A 15,592-nucleotide genomic window follows, 5' to 3' on the forward strand; every position below is an offset into this window, starting at 1 on the left:
GACGCCCAAAGCCGGGGCAAGCCCGGCTGGTTTTTGGTGAGTCATTAGATGGCGCCTCCGTTGTATGACTGGCGCAGACGGGCGGCAGATTGGTGCTCGCAGCGGCGGGCCGCGCGCACCATGACCAGCAGGGTTTTGATATATCGATGGGGACGGCAGGGACGGCGACGGGCATCCAGTAACTCGAGTTGGTATTCCCGGCGGCGCGCGGCGTCGCTCAACATGGCATCTAGCCAGAAGTCGTGGATCATTTGATGGTCTCCCCCAATCCGTGGAGTGGCTCGCACTCGGCCCACCACTCGGCGATCTCTGTGGCCAGCGCGACTTCACCGCCACCCAGAGCCAGCCAATACACGGCGCGGATGGCGCCCAGGGCCAGCAGCTCCTGGGTGATGTTGCGGTTTCTACGGGCATCACTGCCCGAGGTGTTGAACTCCTCCTGCGCTGCTTCCCAGTGCTTGGTCAGTGGGCTGACCGGCGCCAGTGGCTGCATATGGGCGGGGCCAGATTCGGCGCCACCCAGCTCGTCGATTGGCGGCTCCAGTTCGAACAGGTCATCATGCATGTCGGCCCCCTTTGGTGTTCAGATTCAGCCAGAGCGAGCGCCAGGCATGTGCATTGGCGGCGTGGTGCTGTGCCGCGATATCGTCGGAGCGAGTCATATTGCGGCGCCGTGCCAGTCTGGCCAGATGCCAATGGCACTCCTTCACATTGCGTAGTGCGTTCGAAATCGCTACATTGCGCATATCAGTTACCTCAGTTGCTGATGGAAACCCCGCTGGTGCGCCAACACCGATAGCGGGGTTTTTTATTGGCCGTTTCCGGCCACCTTCTGCAAAACCGCTCTGCGGTTTTCCAATACGCTGGCCTGCTCGTTGAGCTCGGCCCGGCGCTTGTTCTCAAGCTCTGCCTGTTCCCGCTCGCTGCGGGTTGGTCCCTTGCTGCGGCCAGTGGGGCGGTGCCATTCACGGCGGTGCAGCACGCCGCCATCAAACTCGTGCAGGGAGGCGAGCAACTCCCCCAGGGCGAGGCGGATCGCCTCTTGCTGGTCAAAATCGAACTGGTCCAGTTCGCGGGTGCCATAGGTGGTTGATAACCCGGCGGCGTAGCAGAGCACGGCGCGGGCCGGGGTCGGCAGGCGTGACCAGCGGCTGGCCGCCCCATTGCGGCCGAACTGGGCGCGCATCTCGGCCAGCGCCACCTCTGCGGCGCTGGGTTGTTGAGTGAACTCGATTACCTTTGCGGTGTTCATGGGGTGGCCCTCCGGTTATGCCTGCAGCAGCCTGGTCAGCCAGTGCGGACGAGATTGGCGGCATGGTCGAAAGCGCAGCGCGCCACGGCGGCCGCGCTGGTCTTCCAGATAACTGCCGTCGAAACGGGTGGTGTTGCGCATCACCGGCTCGTCGCCGTTGGTGACGACAGTGGCGCGGGTGAACAGCAAAAATGGCAGCGGGATCAGGCCCGTCTGCTCGGCGCGAAGTCTGCTCATTGGGCCACCGCCTTCGCCCTGCGCGGGACCATGGGCAGCACAATGGCCGGGTTGGGCATTGCACTGGGGCTGATGGTCGCGATGATCTCGAACCCCGCCTTGAAGGTGTGGCCGCACTCCACGTTGCTGCACTGGTAAGTGGCAATGCCGCACAGTGGGCTCATCCGGGTGGAAGTGCGGGTGCTGGCGCGAGATCCGCAGTGGGGGCAAATCAATCTCATGTCTGGTCTCCTATGCGCCGAGGGCTGCGCGGGCCATGTCGGCAGCACACGCAAGACCAGGGACGGCGTGAAAGCGGTCTTCGACCTCGGTAGCCAGCAGCACCAGGTGCTCGATGCCAGCCCAGATGCCGGAGACGACGGTGTTTCGGTTGGATTTGGTGACGCGGTCACCGGCAAGCAGGGTGGTCGCCTGAGCGGTGACACCCAGGATCTGGGCCCCCGCATTGAGCGCCTGCTGGGCACGTGCTTCTGGTGCAGCGGTCGCCGCCGCCGGCAGGCGCACGGCCGTCAATTGGCAATCAAACAGCAGCCCGTCGAACAGGGTGTCGTCACCGGTGACGCGGTACAGGTCGATAAGGTCTGTCGCAGTCAACTTGTGCCGCGCCTGCGCCGGGTTGAACTTGTTGCGCAGCACATCGGCGCTCATGCCGATCTGCGCGGCCAGGTCGGCAAGGTTGTGCACCTGCTTGAAGCGGTCGCAGGCGCTGGCGAAATGGCGGTGTAGGTTTTGTTGGCAGTTAGACACTATCGGCTCCTGTTCGCAGTCGCTACTGTGGGATCAAGCCACAGAACGGGACGTGGGCTTCTTGGTCAGCGCACGGCTTGCCAGCCGCCGCCCGGAGTTCTCATTGACCAGCTTGAAATACTGCTCCGGCTCGCTGGCCATCTCGCGCCAGCGCACCAAATTGACCCAGGGCTGATCACCGGCGCGCAGCTTGGGAATGATGGGAATACGGCCATCGGCAATCATGTCCTGGGCGGTGCGCTTGGGGAGCTTGAACTTGTAGACGTCGAGCAGCATGTCCAAAAAGGCATCGAGCGGAATGGCCGGCAGGGCTTGCAAGGCCAGCCCTTGCTTGATGGCCGCCAGCTCACGCAGTACCTCGGTGATGGGCTCGACGGGATGACTTTCCATCGTCATGGCGATCTCCTTACTGCGCCGGGCGGGCAGAAGGTGCCGCGGGGTTGGCTTTTAACTGGCCGCCTGTCAGTAGCTCAATCTGGTAAGCGCGGCCTTGGGGGATGGTGTCACCCCACTGAGAAACAGACTGAGGCTTGATACCGAGGGCGGCAGCTAACTGAACAACGCCACCGTAGTGTTTTATGGCTTCATTCTTTTTCATTTTCTTACGTTCCCAGATGAGTTGACTTACCTAATGGAAGAGAATGTAAGCTCGCCTACTGGCAAAAGCAACAAAAACTTACCAAAAAAGGAAGTAAAAACTCCGGAGTCGTTCTGTAAGATAACTTACATGAACATACATTCGCGCATAAAATCACAACGACTAGTCCACGGCTTGACCCAAGAATCCTTGGCAAAAAAGCTGGGGATAAACCGTGTCTCTATAAGCCAATGGGAGCGGGGTGACACCTCACCCAAAGGTAACAACCTGGTCAGGCTTGCTGAAATTCTCGGCGTAAAGCCAGAATGGTTGCTCTTCGGGGGAGATGCAGTAGGGGGTTCCGGGACAAACCTAGCTGGTTATCACAACGTCGAGCCAGCGGTGATTCCCCAGGGGAACCGTATCCCGATCCTCAGTTATGTGCAGGCAGGGAACTGGCGCGAGATTTGTGAGCAGGCCACCACCTTTGATGGCAATGTCGAATATGTGACGGCCAGCGTCGATATCGGGCCCTGTGGCTTTGGCCTCTGGATCCGGGGTCATTCCATGACCCCGATGTTCAACGAAGGGGACCTGGTCATCATCGACCCCGATGAACAACCCCGGCCGGGCGACTATGTGGTCGCCAAGAACGGCAGCGAAGAGGCCACCTTCAAGAAGTACCGCCCCCGCGGCATCGACGAGAGCGGGCAAGAGGTCTTCGAACTGGTGCCCCTCAACGACGATTTCCCCACCATGCACTCCGACCGGCAGCACATCGAAATCATCGGCGTGATGGTAGAACACCGCATTTTCAGAAAACGATAGGGCGCTGATGCGCCCTTTTTATATCTTTATTTCTCGGAGGAGAGATGGATAGCAAGGTTAGTGATGCGGTGTTGAATCGGGAGGCGGTCAATGAGTTGACCAGATCAAATAACGCTTCGTCACGTATTGTCAGCGCGGCTGATGAGTCGAAGGCGAAAGAGTTGCTCAAGGCTCTCCATCAACGCGGTATCACACTCATGCCTGATATCATGCAACAACATGCGGAAGCTCTGGGATGGGAATCTCGATACGCCAAGATATTAGCCAAATTGGCAGTACAAATCGGCAACGGTGGCAGAGTTGTTATCAAGCAACCTCTCGGCTGGGGTGAGACAAGAGCTGCTGAGATTTTGGCAAAGTTCGGCCTCTAAAGGGGGCCACCGCTCACCACCCGTCGATCAAAGCGAGCGAGCATCTTGTTTTCCTCATGGTCGCACCATCTTTTGAGGATGAGCATAAGGTCGTGATGGTACTCATCGGGGGTCGCATTGTAGAGCGCGTTCCATTCGGGATGGTCGAGCGAACAGAAATAGTCCGAGGCGGCACTGAACAGTTTGTGGTTCAAACCGACTCTGCATTTCTCGGCCTGCTGATTACGTACGGTTTTGAGAGTGTGCATAGGTTACCCCATTACTTCTTTCGCTGGTCAGCATCACGCAGCGCATTGGGCAGTGACCAGCTCAAGGCTTCAGCTAGGTATGCCAGATTCAGGGTGGGAAGCGTGGTTTCCCAATAGGCTCGGGCGTTAATCCGATCCATTTCACCCTCGATCTGCATCCGAATCGTCCGGGCCAGGTTGTGAATGGTCTCGGCCTTTTCTTTGTTCTCTTGAAAGGGAGTTTTCATGGCAAGCACCAACATTGAACAGTTTGATTTGATGGTCGGTAAGACGTTCGCATACCTCTACAATCGCTTCCCGATGCCAGCCAACCTTAGTGTCGGCACACTTATAGGTGAAGAAAATGTGTATGTGGAAGACGGATTCACAGGAGTAGAGCTGACGTCAGAGGCTGAGCTCGCTTATGCCACCTATGCCTGGTTGCTTAATGCTGGCTACATCGATGGTAAGGCTATTTTCAATCAAGGCATCAGTGATGCCGTGCTGTCGACCAAAGGCCTGGAAACACTAAAAGCTGTTCCTGATAGCCTGCAAGGTAGCTTGGGTGAGCGTCTTCAAGAGGCAGCCAGCCATCATGGTGTTGATCTGGTGAAGTCACTGGCGTCCGAAGCTCTTTCGTTTGGGGTGAAACTACTGCTATAAACTAGCAACTACAGTTAGTCTCATAATAAATTTAAAACTATAACTTATGGATTGGAGCGGGCTATCATATGTCGGAAAGTGACAATAAAAAAGGTTGGTATTTCATTGTTTTTATTTTAGTGCTTGTGCTTGGGATGTGGTTTTCATATCCATTCTGGAGTTATTTTTATAAGGATTTTTTCTATAACGCAGAGCTTTCCGAAATGGGAGTGTTTGGTGATTCTTATGGCGCGTTAAATACTCTTTTTTCAGCGCTGGCCTTCACCGGAATTATTGCGTCAATCTACTTTCAACAAGAGGAGTTAAAGGCAACAAGAGAAGAGTTAGAGGCAACAAGAAATGAAATGAAAAATCAAGGCGTACAATTTGAAGCGCAAACCAAGGCATTAAACTTACAAGTTTTTGAGAATACATTTTTTAATATGTTGAAGCTGCACAATGACATTGTGGAATCAATGTCTATTCGGGCTGGTAATGGTGGGGAGATTAACGGTAGACGTGGTTTTCAGAGATTGTGCGATGAATATTATGGTTATCGACACAGCACAATGGATATAATTTTTTGCATACCTGGATACGAAGTTTTTTATATTCGGAATGAAACATATTTAGGACACTACTTTAGGGTTTTGTATCAAATTGTTAATCTGGTTGATAGTTCTATATTGCTCGAGGAGCAGAAGGGAAAGTATATAGATATACTTCGAGCTCAACTATCCACATATGAGTTGATTTTGCTGGCTGTACATGCTTTGAGTAAGCATGGAGGTGAAAGTCTTAAGGGGTTCGTCGAGAGGTATTGTCTTTTGGAGTATATATCAATAGATTCGTTGAGTAATACTTTGGGTGGGTTTGTATATACCAAGGAAATTTTGACGAGCTATGCAATTAGTGCATACGGGCAACCAAGGGAAGAACTTCTAAGGTTTTTTGAACCATATTAACCAACTATGGTTTGGTTGTAGGTTCGTATGTGATTGAGTGCCTGATAACAGCTAAATATGTAGGTAGGGGAAATGGAATGCCTGTATTAATTATTTTGTATGTTGTAATGAGTACATTTCTATCATTTTGGGATTTTGAAATTGACGGAGAAACGTCGTACTCAGTAAAAAGCTCATTCATTTGGCAGACATTTTATATGTCTGAGGAGCAGATGAAAGTGTACTTCTCTGATTTGGATATGCTGCCAGTGCGTTCAGATATGGCGCTTGATGGGTTGGAGGTTGGGGATATCCACGATATTGCCAATAGCGAGCGACGCAGAAGGGGGATGGATGAGGTGGATTACCCGTGGCAGGGGCCTTTTTCCTTCGCCTATACCACTTATATCAGACCAGGTATCTTACTGGCTGTTGACTCCAATGCCTTTGAGTTTGAAATGGGGAAAAGTCTGCTGAAAGAACAATTGGGACTATGACCGTCCGCAAACTCGATGACGACAAGCCGCTCCCCTGGCTAGCCGATGTGCGCCCGGGTGGCCGAGATGGCCCGCGTCGGCGCAAGCGGTTCGCCACCAAGGCGGAGGCCACCGCGTGGGAGACCTGGCAGCTTGAAGCGCATACTGCCAAGCCTTGGTTGGGGGAGGGGACGCCAGATGGCGAGGCGGCCGATACGCGCCGGCTGTCGGATCTGGTCGAACGTTGGTTTGGTCTGCATGGCCAGAGCCTGCGAGATGGGGAACAGCGCCGCTCCAAGCTGTTGCTGATCTGCGAGAGCCTGGATAATCCGTTGGCCTGCGAGTTTACCGCCAATGACTTTGCCAAGTACCGGGAAGCACGCCTCACCGGGGTCGTCAGCGATCGCCGCGCCGCCACTCATGTCAGCAAAGGGGTCAGTGTCTCGACGGTGAACCGGGACCATGCCTATCTGCGGGCAGTGTTCAACGAGCTGAAGCGATTGGGAGAGTGGCAGGGGGATAATCCGTTGGCCGGAATGCGGCTCTACCGGGTGACGGAGTCGGAACTGGCATTTCTCTACCCGGATGAAATCAAGTCGCTGCTTGCTGCCTGTGATGCATCCAGCAACCCCGACCTTGGGGCAGTGGTGCGCCTTTGCCTGGCCACTGGGGCGCGCTGGGGGGAGATCCAGAACATGACCCAGTCACAGGTGGCGCAGAACCGGCTGACCTTCACCCACACCAAGGGGGGAAAACGCCGGACTGTACCTATCAACCAGGAGCTGAAAGCGCTCATTCCGAAACGCAGGGGCAAGTTGTTCAGCGAGTGCTATCACCACTTTGAAACAGCAATAAGCCGGGCCGATATCGAGCTGCCGGAGGGGCAGAGTACCCACGTGCTACGGCATACTTTCGCCAGCCACTTTATGATGAATGGTGGCAATATTCTGGTGCTGCAGAAGATACTCGGTCACTCGACCATCACCATGACGATGCGCTACGCCCACTTCGCCCCCGACCATCTTGAGGATGTTCTGCGGCTCAATCCGCTGACGGTGAACAAGCTGCGGTAGTGTCCACTTTTGATCCACACAGCCCGCAGAACACCGCATTTTGCCACACTACACCGTGCGCATAAGTCATTGTTTTAAAATAAGTAATTGATTTCAAAGGGAAGCTCATGGCATTTAAAATCCCTCGACGTTCGCGTCGTGCCGGTTCGATTCCGGCCTCGGGCACCAGTTATTGAAGAAAGAAATCAAAGATTTATAAAGGCCACTAGCGATAGTGGCCTTTTTGTTTTTCTCCCAGTGTCCACATGCTTATTCCCCATTCCCCATTCCCCATTCCCCATTCCCCATTGTGCTGCTGTCATGTCCAGTGGTGCAGAGTGCCTGGGATCTGTTGGTTGGCGCACGGTGTCAGAGCTGCAAGCGGAAACTGTCTATCACGGCCCTCAGCGAGGCAGGCAATTGCCTGTGGCCGGGATAATAGAGGAAGAAGCCAGGATAGCTGACGGACCAGTCTGCCAGCACCCGGATCAAGCGGCCGCTGGCAACCAGCTCGTCATATTCCGGGGTATGTGCGGTGTAGATGAGTCCTATGCCGTCCAGGGCGATACGGGTCATCATGGTGATGCTGTCGACCGTCAGCGGGCCCTTGACCTGCACCGCGCTCTGCCTTCCCTCTTTCTCGAACTCCCAGCGATACAGGGTGCTGGCGCTGATTTCCCGGCGGCCGATGCACGCATGGTGCTGCAAGTCGGCTGGTGTCAGGGGGATGGGGTGCCGATCGAAGTATGAGGGGGAACCATAGACAGCCGAATGGAGATCGGGCGTCAGGCGAACGGCACTCATGTCCTGTTGCACGTCGCTGCGAATGCGTACGCCCGCATCAAAGCCTTCACCTATGATGTCCACGAAGCCGTCATTGGTCGCCAGCTCCAGCTGGATGTCTGGATATTGGCGGAAAAATGCGGACAACTTCGGCAAAAATATCATCTCGGCCGCGATCCTTGGCATGTTGATCCTGACCCTTCCCTGTGGGCTGTCCCTGAACGCATTCACGCTCTCGAGGGCGCCGGCAATGGTGCGAAAGGCCGGTGCTACCTCTGCCAGCAGGGCCTGGCCTGCCTGTGTCGGCGACACTGTGCGGGTGGTGCGGTTGAGCAGTCTCACACCGAGGCGCTCTTCCAGGGCGCGCAAGGCATGGCTCAGCGTGGAGGTGGTCAAATTCAACCGTGCCGCCGCTTTGCGAAAGCTCTTCTCTTCGGCGACGGCAACAAATGCTGTCAGTTCTCCCCATTCACTGGTGCGCATAATGTCTCTCATTGATGAATCTGGGCCAACAAATCATGGGATATAACCTGACTTATTCATAACAATAAATCGACCTATAGTCTGACCTCCATTGAATTCTGTCATTTAGGAGGTAACACATGTCTCACTCATTACGCCTGCAAGATCGTGTCGCACTGGTCACCGGAGGTGGAACCGGCATCGGCCGGGCCGCGGCGCTGGCGTTTGCCCGTGACGGTGCCAGGGTGGTGGTCGCCGGGCGGCGGGAGGCCGAATTGCTGGGCACGGTCGCATTGATCCGCCAGCAGGGGGGCGATGCGCTTGCCGTGCCCACGGATGTGTCGGACAGCGCCCAGGTTCAGGCGCTGGTGACGACCACGCTGGCCCATTTCGGGCGTCTTGATGCGGCGTTCAATAACGCCGGCGTGGAAGGGTTTGCCCCGATCGGTGAGATGAGCGAGGCCGACTTTGATCGGCTGATCGCCACCAATCTGAAAGGGGTGTGGCTCTCCATCAAGTACGAGCTGGCCGCGATGAGCAGGGCCGGCCAGGGGGGGGCTATCGTCAATACCTCCTCCTGGCTGGCCCAGGGGGCAAGCATGGGCTCGGCAGCATACTCTGCCAGCAAAGGGGGGTTGGACGCCATGGTCCGTGCCATGGCACTGGAGGCAGGCTCGCACCAAGTTCGCATCAACAACGTCAATCCCGGCATCATAGACACGCCGATGGCACAGCGGATGGGGGCCAACGACGAGACGCTCAAACCCTTCGTGCATCTGACACCGCTCGGACGGGTCGGGCAACCGGACGACGTCGGGGATGTGGTGGCCTGGTTGTGCAGCGATGAAGCCCGCTTCGTCACCGGGCAGAGCCTGCTGGTGGACGGCGGTTTCACCATTGCCGGATGGCGCTGATCGAGGGGTTACCCCTGGCACCAGAAGATACTCCTCGGAGTCACCTCTGATCCCGATGAAATGACGTTGCCCATCGATTGACTGCCGTGCGGGTTGTCGGTGATCAGGGCGTCACCGATTGGCGAGACGAAAAGCGCCGGCAGGTTACCGGCGCTTTCTGGTCTTGTCGTATTCGACGATGGGGCTTGGGTGAGCCTCGGTTTGCAGGGGCGATGGCCTGGCTAATAGGTCAGGTAGCTGCTGCCACCCCCGCTCTTGCCGCCGGCGTTGCTGCCGTCGTCCCCGGTCGGGGGAGGACCCGAGCCGTCGGAGGAGGCGCAGGCAACCAGCAAGAGCTGCGCTGCTATCAGGCAGATTTTCCATATTTTCATGATGTTGTCCTTTACTGCTTGGCCTGTCCCGCGGCCGCTCTGAAGGAGCCGGTCAAGCCGGACAAGCAAGCATGAGTTTAGCCCACCGCCTCTTTTTCATCTGTGGCTCACACCGCTCAGGCCATGCCCCAGGCGGCCCATGAGCCAGTCCCATGGGCCAACTGCAGTCATGGCTCTCCCCTTGACCGGCGCTCTCCCCTTGATGGAAGCTGGTGCCTGCTCATACAAGGACGAAGATATGGTACTGATACTGGGCAAGGCGTCGTCAATCAATGTGCGCAAGGTGTTGTGGGCCTGCGCCGAGCTGGATCTCCCTTTCGAGCGGGAGGAGTGGGGGAGCGGTTTTCAGTCCACCCGGAGCGCCGAGTTCCTGGCGTTGAATCCCAATGGGATGGTCCCGGTCATGAGAGATGGGGACTTCACCCTGTGGGAATCGAACAGCATCATCCGATATCTGGCGACGCGCTATGGTGACGGCGCGCTCTATCCCGCCGAGGCGCGGGCAAGGGCCAGGGTCGATCAATGGATGGATTGGCAGTCGTCGGACTTGAACCGCGCCTGGAGCTACGGCTTCATGTCGCTGGTCAGGCACTCCCCCGCCCATCAGGACAGCCAGGCGATGGAGGCGAGTTGTGCCGAGTGGTCCAGGTACATGCAGATCCTGGACAGGCAGCTCGAGGCTACCGGCGGCTATGTGGCCGGGAGCCGCTTCTCGCTGGCGGACATTCCCGTCGGCCTGTCGGTGAATCGCTGGTTCCATACCCCCTTCGAGCGCCCGCCACTCGCGGCGGTGAGCGATTACTACGAACGATTGAGCGAGCGCCACGGCTTCTGTCTGTATGGCAATAACGGGATCCCATAGGCGCAAGCACCAGATCTGCACCAGTGCCGCACCTGCCCACCTCGACAGGTCAGCGCCTCACGAGCCCCGGCGCCTGGCTGGGCGACTTTCCCTGCCAGCTACGCCGGGGCGAAAGGAGTTGTTCGCCCATAAAAAATCCGAAACCCAAGGTTTCGGATCCTGGCACGGGGGCATACACAGCGAGTGCTGACAGGGGCGGGCTCAGCGGCTCAGCTGCGGATCTTGTTGTAGAAAAACAGCACTATCAAGGCACCCACTGTGGCGATAAGGATGCTCGGCAGGTTGAAGCCGGTGACTGTCCCCATGCCCAGCAGGGTGCCGATGTAACCACCCACCATGGCGCCTATGACCCCCAGGATCACCGTCATGAAGAAACCACCCCCATCCTTGCCCGGCATTATCCACTTGGCCAGGATGCCGACGATCAATCCCAATACAACCCAGGTAAGAAATCCCATCATCTAGTCCTCATTTGTGTGCACAGACACAGAGTATATGCAGGGTTCGGCGTTGCATCCTGTTCGGGGCGGGGGTGGGACAGACGTTGTCATATGGGAATCCCTTATCCCCGAGGGGGACCCTCACTCGGGGAGGGGGCGACTCTCGAGCCGCTGGCCTTGCGGGGAGCAGCTCAGCACGGATCCTTGCTCGAACCAGTCTCCCAGCACTATGCGCCGCGCCGGCTTGCCGTCCAGCATGAAGTCATGGACGGCGGGCCTGTGGGTGTGTCCATGGATAAGCAGCTGGCAGCCATGCTGGCGCAGCAGCGCATCGACCGCCGCCGGGGTCACATCCATGATGATCTGTGGCTTGCCGGCATTCTCCATCTGGCTCTGGCCCCGCATCTTGCAGGCGATGGCCTGGCGGCGGGCCAGCGGCAGGCGCAGGAAGAGCCAGCGCAGCCACTTCTGCTGGGTGATGCGGCGAAACTTCTGATAGCCCTCATCCAGGGTGCAGAGCAGGTCCCCGTGGCTCAGCAGCACCCGCTCCCCGTAGAGATCGATGACGCAGGGGTCGCCAAGCAGCGTCATGCCCGCCCGTTTGGCGAAGGCCTTGCCCAGCAGGAAGTCGCGGTTGCCGTGGATGAAGTAGATGGGCACGTCCTGCCGGCTCAGGGCCAGGAAGGCCTCGGCCACCTGGTGGTGGAGCGGGTTGGGATCGTCGTCGCCAATCCAGAATTCGAACAGATCTCCCAGCACATAGAGGGCATCGGCCTTGGGGGCGTCGCGCTCGAGAAAACGCACCAGTGCGGCTGTCATGTCGGGCCGCTGGGCGCACAGGTGAATGTCACTGATAAAAAGGGTGCTCATGATGTGGGATGAGTGCTCTTGATGGGTTCCGGGCAAAGGGGGGCAGGGGAGCCTGCCGGGGTGGACGAGTCGCACTGGGATGGGGCCTGCCAGTGGAGCGCGGCAAGGTCGCGCCCCTCCAGGGTCAGCAGCGCGGCGTAAGGATCGCCGCCAAGGCCAAGCAGACGGCAGATGGCCGCCTCTCCCTTGAGCCCTGCCTCGAGGCGAAGGCGCAGCACGGCCTGATAGAAGTCGTGGCCAAAGTGCCCCAGCAGGGCGGCCATCAGGCTGAGGTGACGCCAGCCGTTGAGCGTCTCAAGCGGGGCTTGGGTGACATAGAGCTCCACCGGCCAGCGCGCCTGATCCGGGCCTGTCAGGGTCTGCTCCAGCAGCCACACCTGGTGCCCCTTGTCGCTGGCCGTCCAGCCCTGCTCACGCAAGAGGGCGGCGAGGCGCGCGGGATCAGGGTGCTGGCAGAGGATGTCGAGATCGCTCCCGGGCCGATCGAGCCCGATGGCGACGGTGCTCACCAGCGCCAGGTCCTGGCACAGGCGTTCAAGCGCGTCCCAGCATCCCGTCGTCAGCAGGGCATGGGCGGAGCGCTGGCGGGGATTGCCCTGGGCCAGATAGTCGAGGCGGCGCCAGTTGGCGGGGGTGGCCTGCGCAGATGGAAAAACTGCGGCCGGGGCCGCAGTTAGATCAGTGCCCAGAAGGCGACAATCACTCAGCAAGGGTCACCTTGGTGATGACGACGTCTTCGGTCGGCACGTCTTGATGCATGCGGCCGTAGTTGCCGGTCTTGACGCCCTTGATCTTGTTGACCACGTCCATGCCGGCGGTGACTTCACCGAACACGCAGTAGCCGAAGCCCTGGGTGGTGGGGGACTTGAAGTCCAGGAAGTCGTTGTTGTTCACGTTGATGAAGAACTGGGCGCTGGCGGAGTGCGGCTCGCTGGTGCGGGCCATGGCGATGGTGCCAATCTTGTTGGACAGGCCGTTGGCCGCCTCGTTCTTGATGGGGGCGCGGGTCTCTTTCTCTTCGAAGCCAGGGGCATAGCCGCCGCCCTGGATCATGAAGCCGTCGATGACGCGGTGGAAGATGGTGTTGTCGTAGTGACCGTCACGGCAGTATTGCAGGAAGTTGGCCACGGTCTCGGGGGCTTTTTCCGCGTTCAGGGTCAGGGTGATGTCGCCGTGGTTGGTGTGCAGAGTAACCATGATATGTCCTTTCAAATGTTGCGCGAGCACGAAGCCGGCTCGCGGCTGTTGCATGGGCTATGGCCTAAAGTGGTGGCAATTCTAGCCCATCAAGGGGCTGCGGCATAGATGGCATGGGGGATCCGGCGCTTTTTCTGCCTCGTTTTCTCCACCGGATGCGGTTAGAATGTCAGGCCATTTTACTCACAGGCAGTGGTCATAAGATGCTGAAGATATACAACACACTCACTCGTCAAAAAGAAGAATTCAAACCTATCCACCCGGGCAAGGTGGGCATGTATGTGTGTGGCGTCACCATCTACGATCACTGTCATATCGGCCACGGTCGCACCTTCGTCTCCTTCGATGTGGTGGCCCGTTACCTGCGTTACGCCGGTTACGATCTCACCTATGTGCGCAACATCACCGACGTGGATGACAAGATCATCAAGCGCGCTGCCGAGACCCGGGTGACCTGTGACGACCTCACCGAACGTCTGATCGGGGACATGCACCAGGACTTCGACGCCCTCGGCATGCTGCGCCCGGACATCGAGCCCCGCGCCACCCAGCACATTGGTGAAATCATCGCTCTGGTCGAAACTCTGCTGGAGAAAGAGCACGCCTACGTGGCGGACAACGGCGATGTGATGTTCATCGTCGAGTCGTTCGCCGACTACGGCAAGCTCTCTGGCCAGGATCTGGAGCAGCTGCAGGCTGGTGCCCGGGTCGACGTGGTCGAAGCCAAGCGCAACCCGCTCGACTTCGTGCTGTGGAAGATGTCCAAGCCCGGCGAGCCGACCTGGGACAGCCCCTGGGGCCCGGGTCGCCCCGGCTGGCACATAGAGTGCTCCGCCATGAACTCCAAGCACCTTGGCAACCACTTCGACATCCACGGTGGCGGCTCGGATCTGCAGTTCCCCCACCACGAGAACGAAATAGCCCAGTCCTGCTGCGCCCACGGTGGCGACTACGTCAACACCTGGATGCACAGCGGCATGGTGATGGTGGACAAGGAGAAGATGTCCAAGTCCCTTGGCAACTTCTTCACCATCCGCGACGTCCTGGCCCATTTTGACGCCGAAACCGTGCGCTACTTCCTGATGTCCGGCCACTACCGCAGCCAGCTCAACTACTCGGAAGACAACCTGAAGCAGGCCCGCGCCGCCCTGGAGCGGATGTACACCGCCCTGCGCGACCTGCCTGCGGCTGCCGCCGCCGGTGGTGACGAGCAGGTGGCCCGCTTCGTCGATGCCATGGACGACGACTTCAACACCCCGGAAGCCTACTCCGCCCTGTTCGATCTGGTGCGCGAGATCAACCGCCAGAAGGCCGAAGACATCGCTGTCGCCGCTGGCCTGGGTGCCCGCCTGCGCGAACTCGGCGCCGTGCTCGGCATTCTGCAACAGGATCCGGACGCCTTCTTGAAGGGCAACGAAGCGGACGACGAAGTGGCCGAGATCGAGCAACTGATCGCCCAGCGCAATCAGGCCCGCGCCGACAAGAACTGGGCCGCCGCCGACGCCGCTAGAGCCCGTCTCACCGAGATGGGCATAGTGCTGGAAGACAGCGCCGGCAAAACCAGCTGGCGTCGTGCCTGAGGCCCGCCGGTTGACGACCTGACGCAGAGCGCAGCCCTTGGGCTGCGCTTTTTTTTCAGGGCGCTCCGTCCATGCAATCGAACATAAGGAAGATGGCACCATGAAGATACCTGGCTGGCCCTTGCTGGCGTTTGCCTTGTCTGTTCCGGCCCATGCCGGCACCGCCATCAGCGGAGTGCTGGAACCGACGGCCAGTGCCCGTGCCAAGGTGGCCGAGTTTCTGGTCTGGGAGCGCAGCGTCAAACCGAGCGGCCTCTATCAGGCAGACCTGGGCGGTGCGTTGCCCAACATCGTCTCCCCCGAGCTGCTCTGCCTGCTCAATGCCGCCTCCAAAGCGCGGGAGATAGCCACTCGCGAGGCCCCGGACGAGAAGCCCCCCTTCGTCGAGGGCAACCCCTTCCTGCCTAATGCCTGGGATCACCTGCTGGGCTCGCAGATCCTCTCGTCCAGCCCGATCCCGGGCCATCAGGGGGAGAGCAAGGTCAAGGTGCGCTTCACCTTTGGCGAGCCGGGCACCCCGCTCGACGCCACCAGCGGCACCTACCGTTTTGTCAGCACCTATCTGGTGAAGGAGGGGCCGCAAGGCGCCCGCATCACCGACATCGACGCTGGCGGCAGCTGTGATTTCTGCCAATCCGGCAGCCTGCGCGCCGCCCTCGTTGATACGCTCACCGCCTATCCCGCCGCAGGGGCAGCGCAGTGCAAGGGGTTGGGGAAATAGGGCTTTGGCTTGGGTCAAAGCGTGTTTGGGGAATAGAAA

The 15,592-nt window shown here is 58.6% G+C and carries 26 protein-coding genes; 10 read left to right on the forward strand and 16 right to left on the reverse strand.

Features of this window, described 5'->3' with window-relative positions; genetic code table 11:
- Positions 1–44: 44 nt before the first annotated feature.
- The 8 genes from WIR04_RS07905 to WIR04_RS07940 all read right to left on the reverse strand — a co-directional run bounded on the left by WIR04_RS07905 (position 45) and on the right by WIR04_RS07940 (position 2,834).
- A complete protein-coding gene (locus WIR04_RS07905; RefSeq protein WP_139736260.1) occupies positions 45–251 on the reverse strand; it encodes a hypothetical protein in 207 nt (68 codons plus the stop codon).
- The gene (locus tag WIR04_RS07910; protein WP_338891744.1) at positions 248–565 is read right to left on the reverse strand and encodes a hypothetical protein; all 318 of its coding nucleotides are present in this window, start codon (positions 563–565) and stop codon (positions 248–250) included. The genes WIR04_RS07905 and WIR04_RS07910 overlap by 4 nt, the downstream gene beginning before the upstream one ends.
- A 243-nt stretch (positions 566–808) precedes the next feature.
- Positions 809–1,252, reverse strand: a complete 444-nt coding sequence (locus WIR04_RS07915) for a hypothetical protein (RefSeq protein WP_338891746.1) — start codon at positions 1,250–1,252, stop codon at positions 809–811.
- A gap of 15 nt (positions 1,253–1,267) precedes the next feature.
- Positions 1,268–1,489, reverse strand: a complete 222-nt coding sequence (locus WIR04_RS07920; RefSeq protein ID WP_338891748.1) for a hypothetical protein — start codon at positions 1,487–1,489, stop codon at positions 1,268–1,270.
- On the reverse strand, positions 1,486–1,710 hold the full coding sequence (locus tag WIR04_RS07925; protein ID WP_183149781.1) for an ogr/Delta-like zinc finger family protein: 225 nt from the start codon (positions 1,708–1,710) through the stop codon (positions 1,486–1,488). The genes WIR04_RS07920 and WIR04_RS07925 overlap by 4 nt, the downstream gene beginning before the upstream one ends.
- A gap of 10 nt (positions 1,711–1,720) precedes the next feature.
- Entirely contained in the window at positions 1,721–2,236 is a 516-nt protein-coding gene (locus WIR04_RS07930) for a phage regulatory CII family protein (protein WP_289979950.1), read from the reverse strand.
- Between the two features lie 33 nt (positions 2,237–2,269).
- A complete protein-coding gene (locus WIR04_RS07935; protein ID WP_041214936.1) occupies positions 2,270–2,632 on the reverse strand; it encodes a hypothetical protein in 363 nt (120 codons plus the stop codon).
- Between the two features lie 10 nt (positions 2,633–2,642).
- On the reverse strand, positions 2,643–2,834 hold the full coding sequence (locus WIR04_RS07940) for a Cro/CI family transcriptional regulator (RefSeq protein WP_139753436.1): 192 nt from the start codon (positions 2,832–2,834) through the stop codon (positions 2,643–2,645).
- Between the two features lie 129 nt (positions 2,835–2,963).
- Between WIR04_RS07940 and WIR04_RS07945 the strand changes: the two genes are divergently transcribed.
- Complete coding sequence (locus tag WIR04_RS07945) at positions 2,964–3,641, forward strand: LexA family protein (protein ID WP_041214938.1); 678 nt, start codon at positions 2,964–2,966, stop codon at positions 3,639–3,641.
- 44 nt (positions 3,642–3,685) lie between these two features.
- A complete protein-coding gene (locus tag WIR04_RS07950; protein ID WP_338891753.1) occupies positions 3,686–4,012 on the forward strand; it encodes a DUF1889 family protein in 327 nt (108 codons plus the stop codon).
- On the opposite strand, the gene WIR04_RS07955 is transcribed toward WIR04_RS07950, so the two are convergent.
- Complete coding sequence (locus tag WIR04_RS07955; RefSeq protein ID WP_338891755.1) at positions 4,009–4,260, reverse strand: hypothetical protein; 252 nt, start codon at positions 4,258–4,260, stop codon at positions 4,009–4,011. The two genes, WIR04_RS07950 and WIR04_RS07955, sit on opposite strands and share 4 nt — an antisense overlap.
- Before the next feature lie 11 nt (positions 4,261–4,271).
- Complete coding sequence (locus WIR04_RS07960) at positions 4,272–4,487, reverse strand: hypothetical protein (RefSeq protein ID WP_041214941.1); 216 nt, start codon at positions 4,485–4,487, stop codon at positions 4,272–4,274.
- Here WIR04_RS07960 and WIR04_RS07965 point away from each other — a divergent pair.
- From WIR04_RS07965 to WIR04_RS07980, 4 genes are all read left to right on the forward strand, one after another.
- Positions 4,486–4,902, forward strand: coding sequence for a hypothetical protein (locus WIR04_RS07965; RefSeq protein WP_338891756.1), 417 nt, complete (start codon positions 4,486–4,488; stop codon positions 4,900–4,902). The genes WIR04_RS07960 and WIR04_RS07965 overlap by 2 nt on opposite strands.
- Before the next feature lie 68 nt (positions 4,903–4,970).
- Positions 4,971–5,846: a putative phage abortive infection protein gene (locus WIR04_RS07970; protein ID WP_338891758.1), complete on the forward strand. Its 876-nt coding sequence runs from the start codon at positions 4,971–4,973 to the stop codon at positions 5,844–5,846.
- Between the two features lie 77 nt (positions 5,847–5,923).
- Complete coding sequence (locus tag WIR04_RS07975; protein ID WP_338891760.1) at positions 5,924–6,322, forward strand: hypothetical protein; 399 nt, start codon at positions 5,924–5,926, stop codon at positions 6,320–6,322.
- Entirely contained in the window at positions 6,319–7,374 is a 1,056-nt protein-coding gene (locus tag WIR04_RS07980; RefSeq protein ID WP_338891762.1) for a phage integrase, read from the forward strand. The genes WIR04_RS07975 and WIR04_RS07980 overlap by 4 nt, the downstream gene beginning before the upstream one ends.
- A gap of 348 nt (positions 7,375–7,722) precedes the next feature.
- Here the strand turns inward: WIR04_RS07980 and WIR04_RS07985 are convergent, their stop codons facing one another.
- Positions 7,723–8,619, reverse strand: a complete 897-nt coding sequence (locus WIR04_RS07985; RefSeq protein ID WP_338891764.1) for a LysR family transcriptional regulator — start codon at positions 8,617–8,619, stop codon at positions 7,723–7,725.
- A gap of 119 nt (positions 8,620–8,738) precedes the next feature.
- Here WIR04_RS07985 and WIR04_RS07990 point away from each other — a divergent pair, with 119 nt between their 5' ends.
- Entirely contained in the window at positions 8,739–9,512 is a 774-nt protein-coding gene (locus WIR04_RS07990; protein ID WP_338891766.1) for a glucose 1-dehydrogenase, read from the forward strand.
- A 221-nt stretch (positions 9,513–9,733) separates the two neighbouring features.
- Here WIR04_RS07990 and WIR04_RS07995 read toward each other — a convergent pair whose 3' ends face one another.
- Entirely contained in the window at positions 9,734–9,883 is a 150-nt protein-coding gene (locus tag WIR04_RS07995; protein WP_158318658.1) for a hypothetical protein, read from the reverse strand.
- Positions 9,884–10,121: 238 nt separating this feature from the next.
- On the opposite strand from WIR04_RS07995, the gene WIR04_RS08000 reads away from it, so the two are divergent.
- Positions 10,122–10,745: a glutathione S-transferase gene (locus tag WIR04_RS08000; RefSeq protein ID WP_338891769.1), complete on the forward strand. Its 624-nt coding sequence runs from the start codon at positions 10,122–10,124 to the stop codon at positions 10,743–10,745.
- Between the two features lie 209 nt (positions 10,746–10,954).
- Here the strand turns inward: WIR04_RS08000 and WIR04_RS08005 are convergent, their stop codons facing one another.
- From WIR04_RS08005 to WIR04_RS08020, 4 genes are all read right to left on the reverse strand, one after another.
- A complete protein-coding gene (locus WIR04_RS08005; protein WP_025327423.1) occupies positions 10,955–11,203 on the reverse strand; it encodes a GlsB/YeaQ/YmgE family stress response membrane protein in 249 nt (82 codons plus the stop codon).
- 123 nt (positions 11,204–11,326) lie between these two features.
- A complete protein-coding gene (gene lpxH / locus WIR04_RS08010; protein ID WP_338891771.1) occupies positions 11,327–12,055 on the reverse strand; it encodes a UDP-2,3-diacylglucosamine diphosphatase in 729 nt (242 codons plus the stop codon).
- Entirely contained in the window at positions 12,052–12,765 is a 714-nt protein-coding gene (locus WIR04_RS08015) for a DUF4269 domain-containing protein (protein WP_338891773.1), read from the reverse strand. The genes lpxH and WIR04_RS08015 overlap by 4 nt, the downstream gene beginning before the upstream one ends.
- Complete coding sequence (locus WIR04_RS08020) at positions 12,755–13,252, reverse strand: peptidylprolyl isomerase (RefSeq protein ID WP_205643394.1); 498 nt, start codon at positions 13,250–13,252, stop codon at positions 12,755–12,757. The genes WIR04_RS08015 and WIR04_RS08020 overlap by 11 nt, the downstream gene beginning before the upstream one ends.
- A 203-nt stretch (positions 13,253–13,455) precedes the next feature.
- Between WIR04_RS08020 and cysS the strand changes: the two genes are divergently transcribed.
- Together cysS and WIR04_RS08030 are read left to right on the forward strand one after the other, a co-directional pair.
- Positions 13,456–14,832 carry a cysteine--tRNA ligase gene (gene cysS, locus WIR04_RS08025; protein WP_338891777.1) on the forward strand — a complete coding sequence of 459 codons (1,377 nt, stop codon included), beginning with the start codon at positions 13,456–13,458 and terminating at the stop codon, positions 14,830–14,832.
- A 100-nt stretch (positions 14,833–14,932) separates the two neighbouring features.
- Positions 14,933–15,553 (forward strand): hypothetical protein, encoded by a 621-nt coding sequence (locus WIR04_RS08030; protein WP_025327418.1) that lies wholly within the window; start codon positions 14,933–14,935, stop codon positions 15,551–15,553.
- Positions 15,554–15,592 lie beyond the last annotated feature (39 nt).

This window comes from Aeromonas rivipollensis (assembly GCF_037811135.1).
Taxonomy (GTDB): Bacteria; Pseudomonadota; Gammaproteobacteria; order Enterobacterales; family Aeromonadaceae; genus Aeromonas; species Aeromonas rivipollensis.

What these genes read in the sequence shown, in the direction of transcription:
- WIR04_RS07905 (WP_139736260.1), bottom strand. Translation starts at nt 251, where the DNA reads ATGATCCACGACTTCTGGCTAGATGCCATGTTGAGCGACGCCGCGCGC.
- WIR04_RS07910 (WP_338891744.1), bottom strand. Translation starts at nt 565, where the DNA reads ATGCATGATGACCTGTTCGAACTGGAGCCGCCAATCGACGAGCTGGGT.
- WIR04_RS07915 (WP_338891746.1), bottom strand. Translation starts at nt 1,252, where the DNA reads ATGAACACCGCAAAGGTAATCGAGTTCACTCAACAACCCAGCGCCGCA.
- WIR04_RS07920 (WP_338891748.1), bottom strand. Translation starts at nt 1,489, where the DNA reads ATGAGCAGACTTCGCGCCGAGCAGACGGGCCTGATCCCGCTGCCATTT.
- WIR04_RS07925 (WP_183149781.1), bottom strand. Translation starts at nt 1,710, where the DNA reads ATGAGATTGATTTGCCCCCACTGCGGATCTCGCGCCAGCACCCGCACT.
- WIR04_RS07935 (WP_041214936.1), bottom strand. Translation starts at nt 2,632, where the DNA reads ATGACGATGGAAAGTCATCCCGTCGAGCCCATCACCGAGGTACTGCGT.
- WIR04_RS07940 (WP_139753436.1), bottom strand. Translation starts at nt 2,834, where the DNA reads ATGAAAAAGAATGAAGCCATAAAACACTACGGTGGCGTTGTTCAGTTA.
- WIR04_RS07945 (WP_041214938.1), top strand. Translation starts at nt 2,964, where the DNA reads ATGAACATACATTCGCGCATAAAATCACAACGACTAGTCCACGGCTTG.
- WIR04_RS07950 (WP_338891753.1), top strand. Translation starts at nt 3,686, where the DNA reads ATGGATAGCAAGGTTAGTGATGCGGTGTTGAATCGGGAGGCGGTCAAT.
- WIR04_RS07955 (WP_338891755.1), bottom strand. Translation starts at nt 4,260, where the DNA reads ATGCACACTCTCAAAACCGTACGTAATCAGCAGGCCGAGAAATGCAGA.
- WIR04_RS07965 (WP_338891756.1), top strand. Translation starts at nt 4,486, where the DNA reads ATGGCAAGCACCAACATTGAACAGTTTGATTTGATGGTCGGTAAGACG.
- WIR04_RS07960 (WP_041214941.1), bottom strand. Translation starts at nt 4,487, where the DNA reads ATGAAAACTCCCTTTCAAGAGAACAAAGAAAAGGCCGAGACCATTCAC.
- WIR04_RS07970 (WP_338891758.1), top strand. Translation starts at nt 4,971, where the DNA reads ATGTCGGAAAGTGACAATAAAAAAGGTTGGTATTTCATTGTTTTTATT.
- WIR04_RS07975 (WP_338891760.1), top strand. Translation starts at nt 5,924, where the DNA reads ATGCCTGTATTAATTATTTTGTATGTTGTAATGAGTACATTTCTATCA.
- WIR04_RS07980 (WP_338891762.1), top strand. Translation starts at nt 6,319, where the DNA reads ATGACCGTCCGCAAACTCGATGACGACAAGCCGCTCCCCTGGCTAGCC.
- WIR04_RS07985 (WP_338891764.1), bottom strand. Translation starts at nt 8,619, where the DNA reads ATGCGCACCAGTGAATGGGGAGAACTGACAGCATTTGTTGCCGTCGCC.
- WIR04_RS07990 (WP_338891766.1), top strand. Translation starts at nt 8,739, where the DNA reads ATGTCTCACTCATTACGCCTGCAAGATCGTGTCGCACTGGTCACCGGA.
- WIR04_RS07995 (WP_158318658.1), bottom strand. Translation starts at nt 9,883, where the DNA reads ATGAAAATATGGAAAATCTGCCTGATAGCAGCGCAGCTCTTGCTGGTT.
- WIR04_RS08000 (WP_338891769.1), top strand. Translation starts at nt 10,122, where the DNA reads ATGGTACTGATACTGGGCAAGGCGTCGTCAATCAATGTGCGCAAGGTG.
- WIR04_RS08005 (WP_025327423.1), bottom strand. Translation starts at nt 11,203, where the DNA reads ATGGGATTTCTTACCTGGGTTGTATTGGGATTGATCGTCGGCATCCTG.
- lpxH (WP_338891771.1), bottom strand. Translation starts at nt 12,055, where the DNA reads ATGAGCACCCTTTTTATCAGTGACATTCACCTGTGCGCCCAGCGGCCC.
- WIR04_RS08020 (WP_205643394.1), bottom strand. Translation starts at nt 13,252, where the DNA reads ATGGTTACTCTGCACACCAACCACGGCGACATCACCCTGACCCTGAAC.
- cysS (WP_338891777.1), top strand. Translation starts at nt 13,456, where the DNA reads ATGCTGAAGATATACAACACACTCACTCGTCAAAAAGAAGAATTCAAA.
- WIR04_RS08030 (WP_025327418.1), top strand. Translation starts at nt 14,933, where the DNA reads ATGAAGATACCTGGCTGGCCCTTGCTGGCGTTTGCCTTGTCTGTTCCG.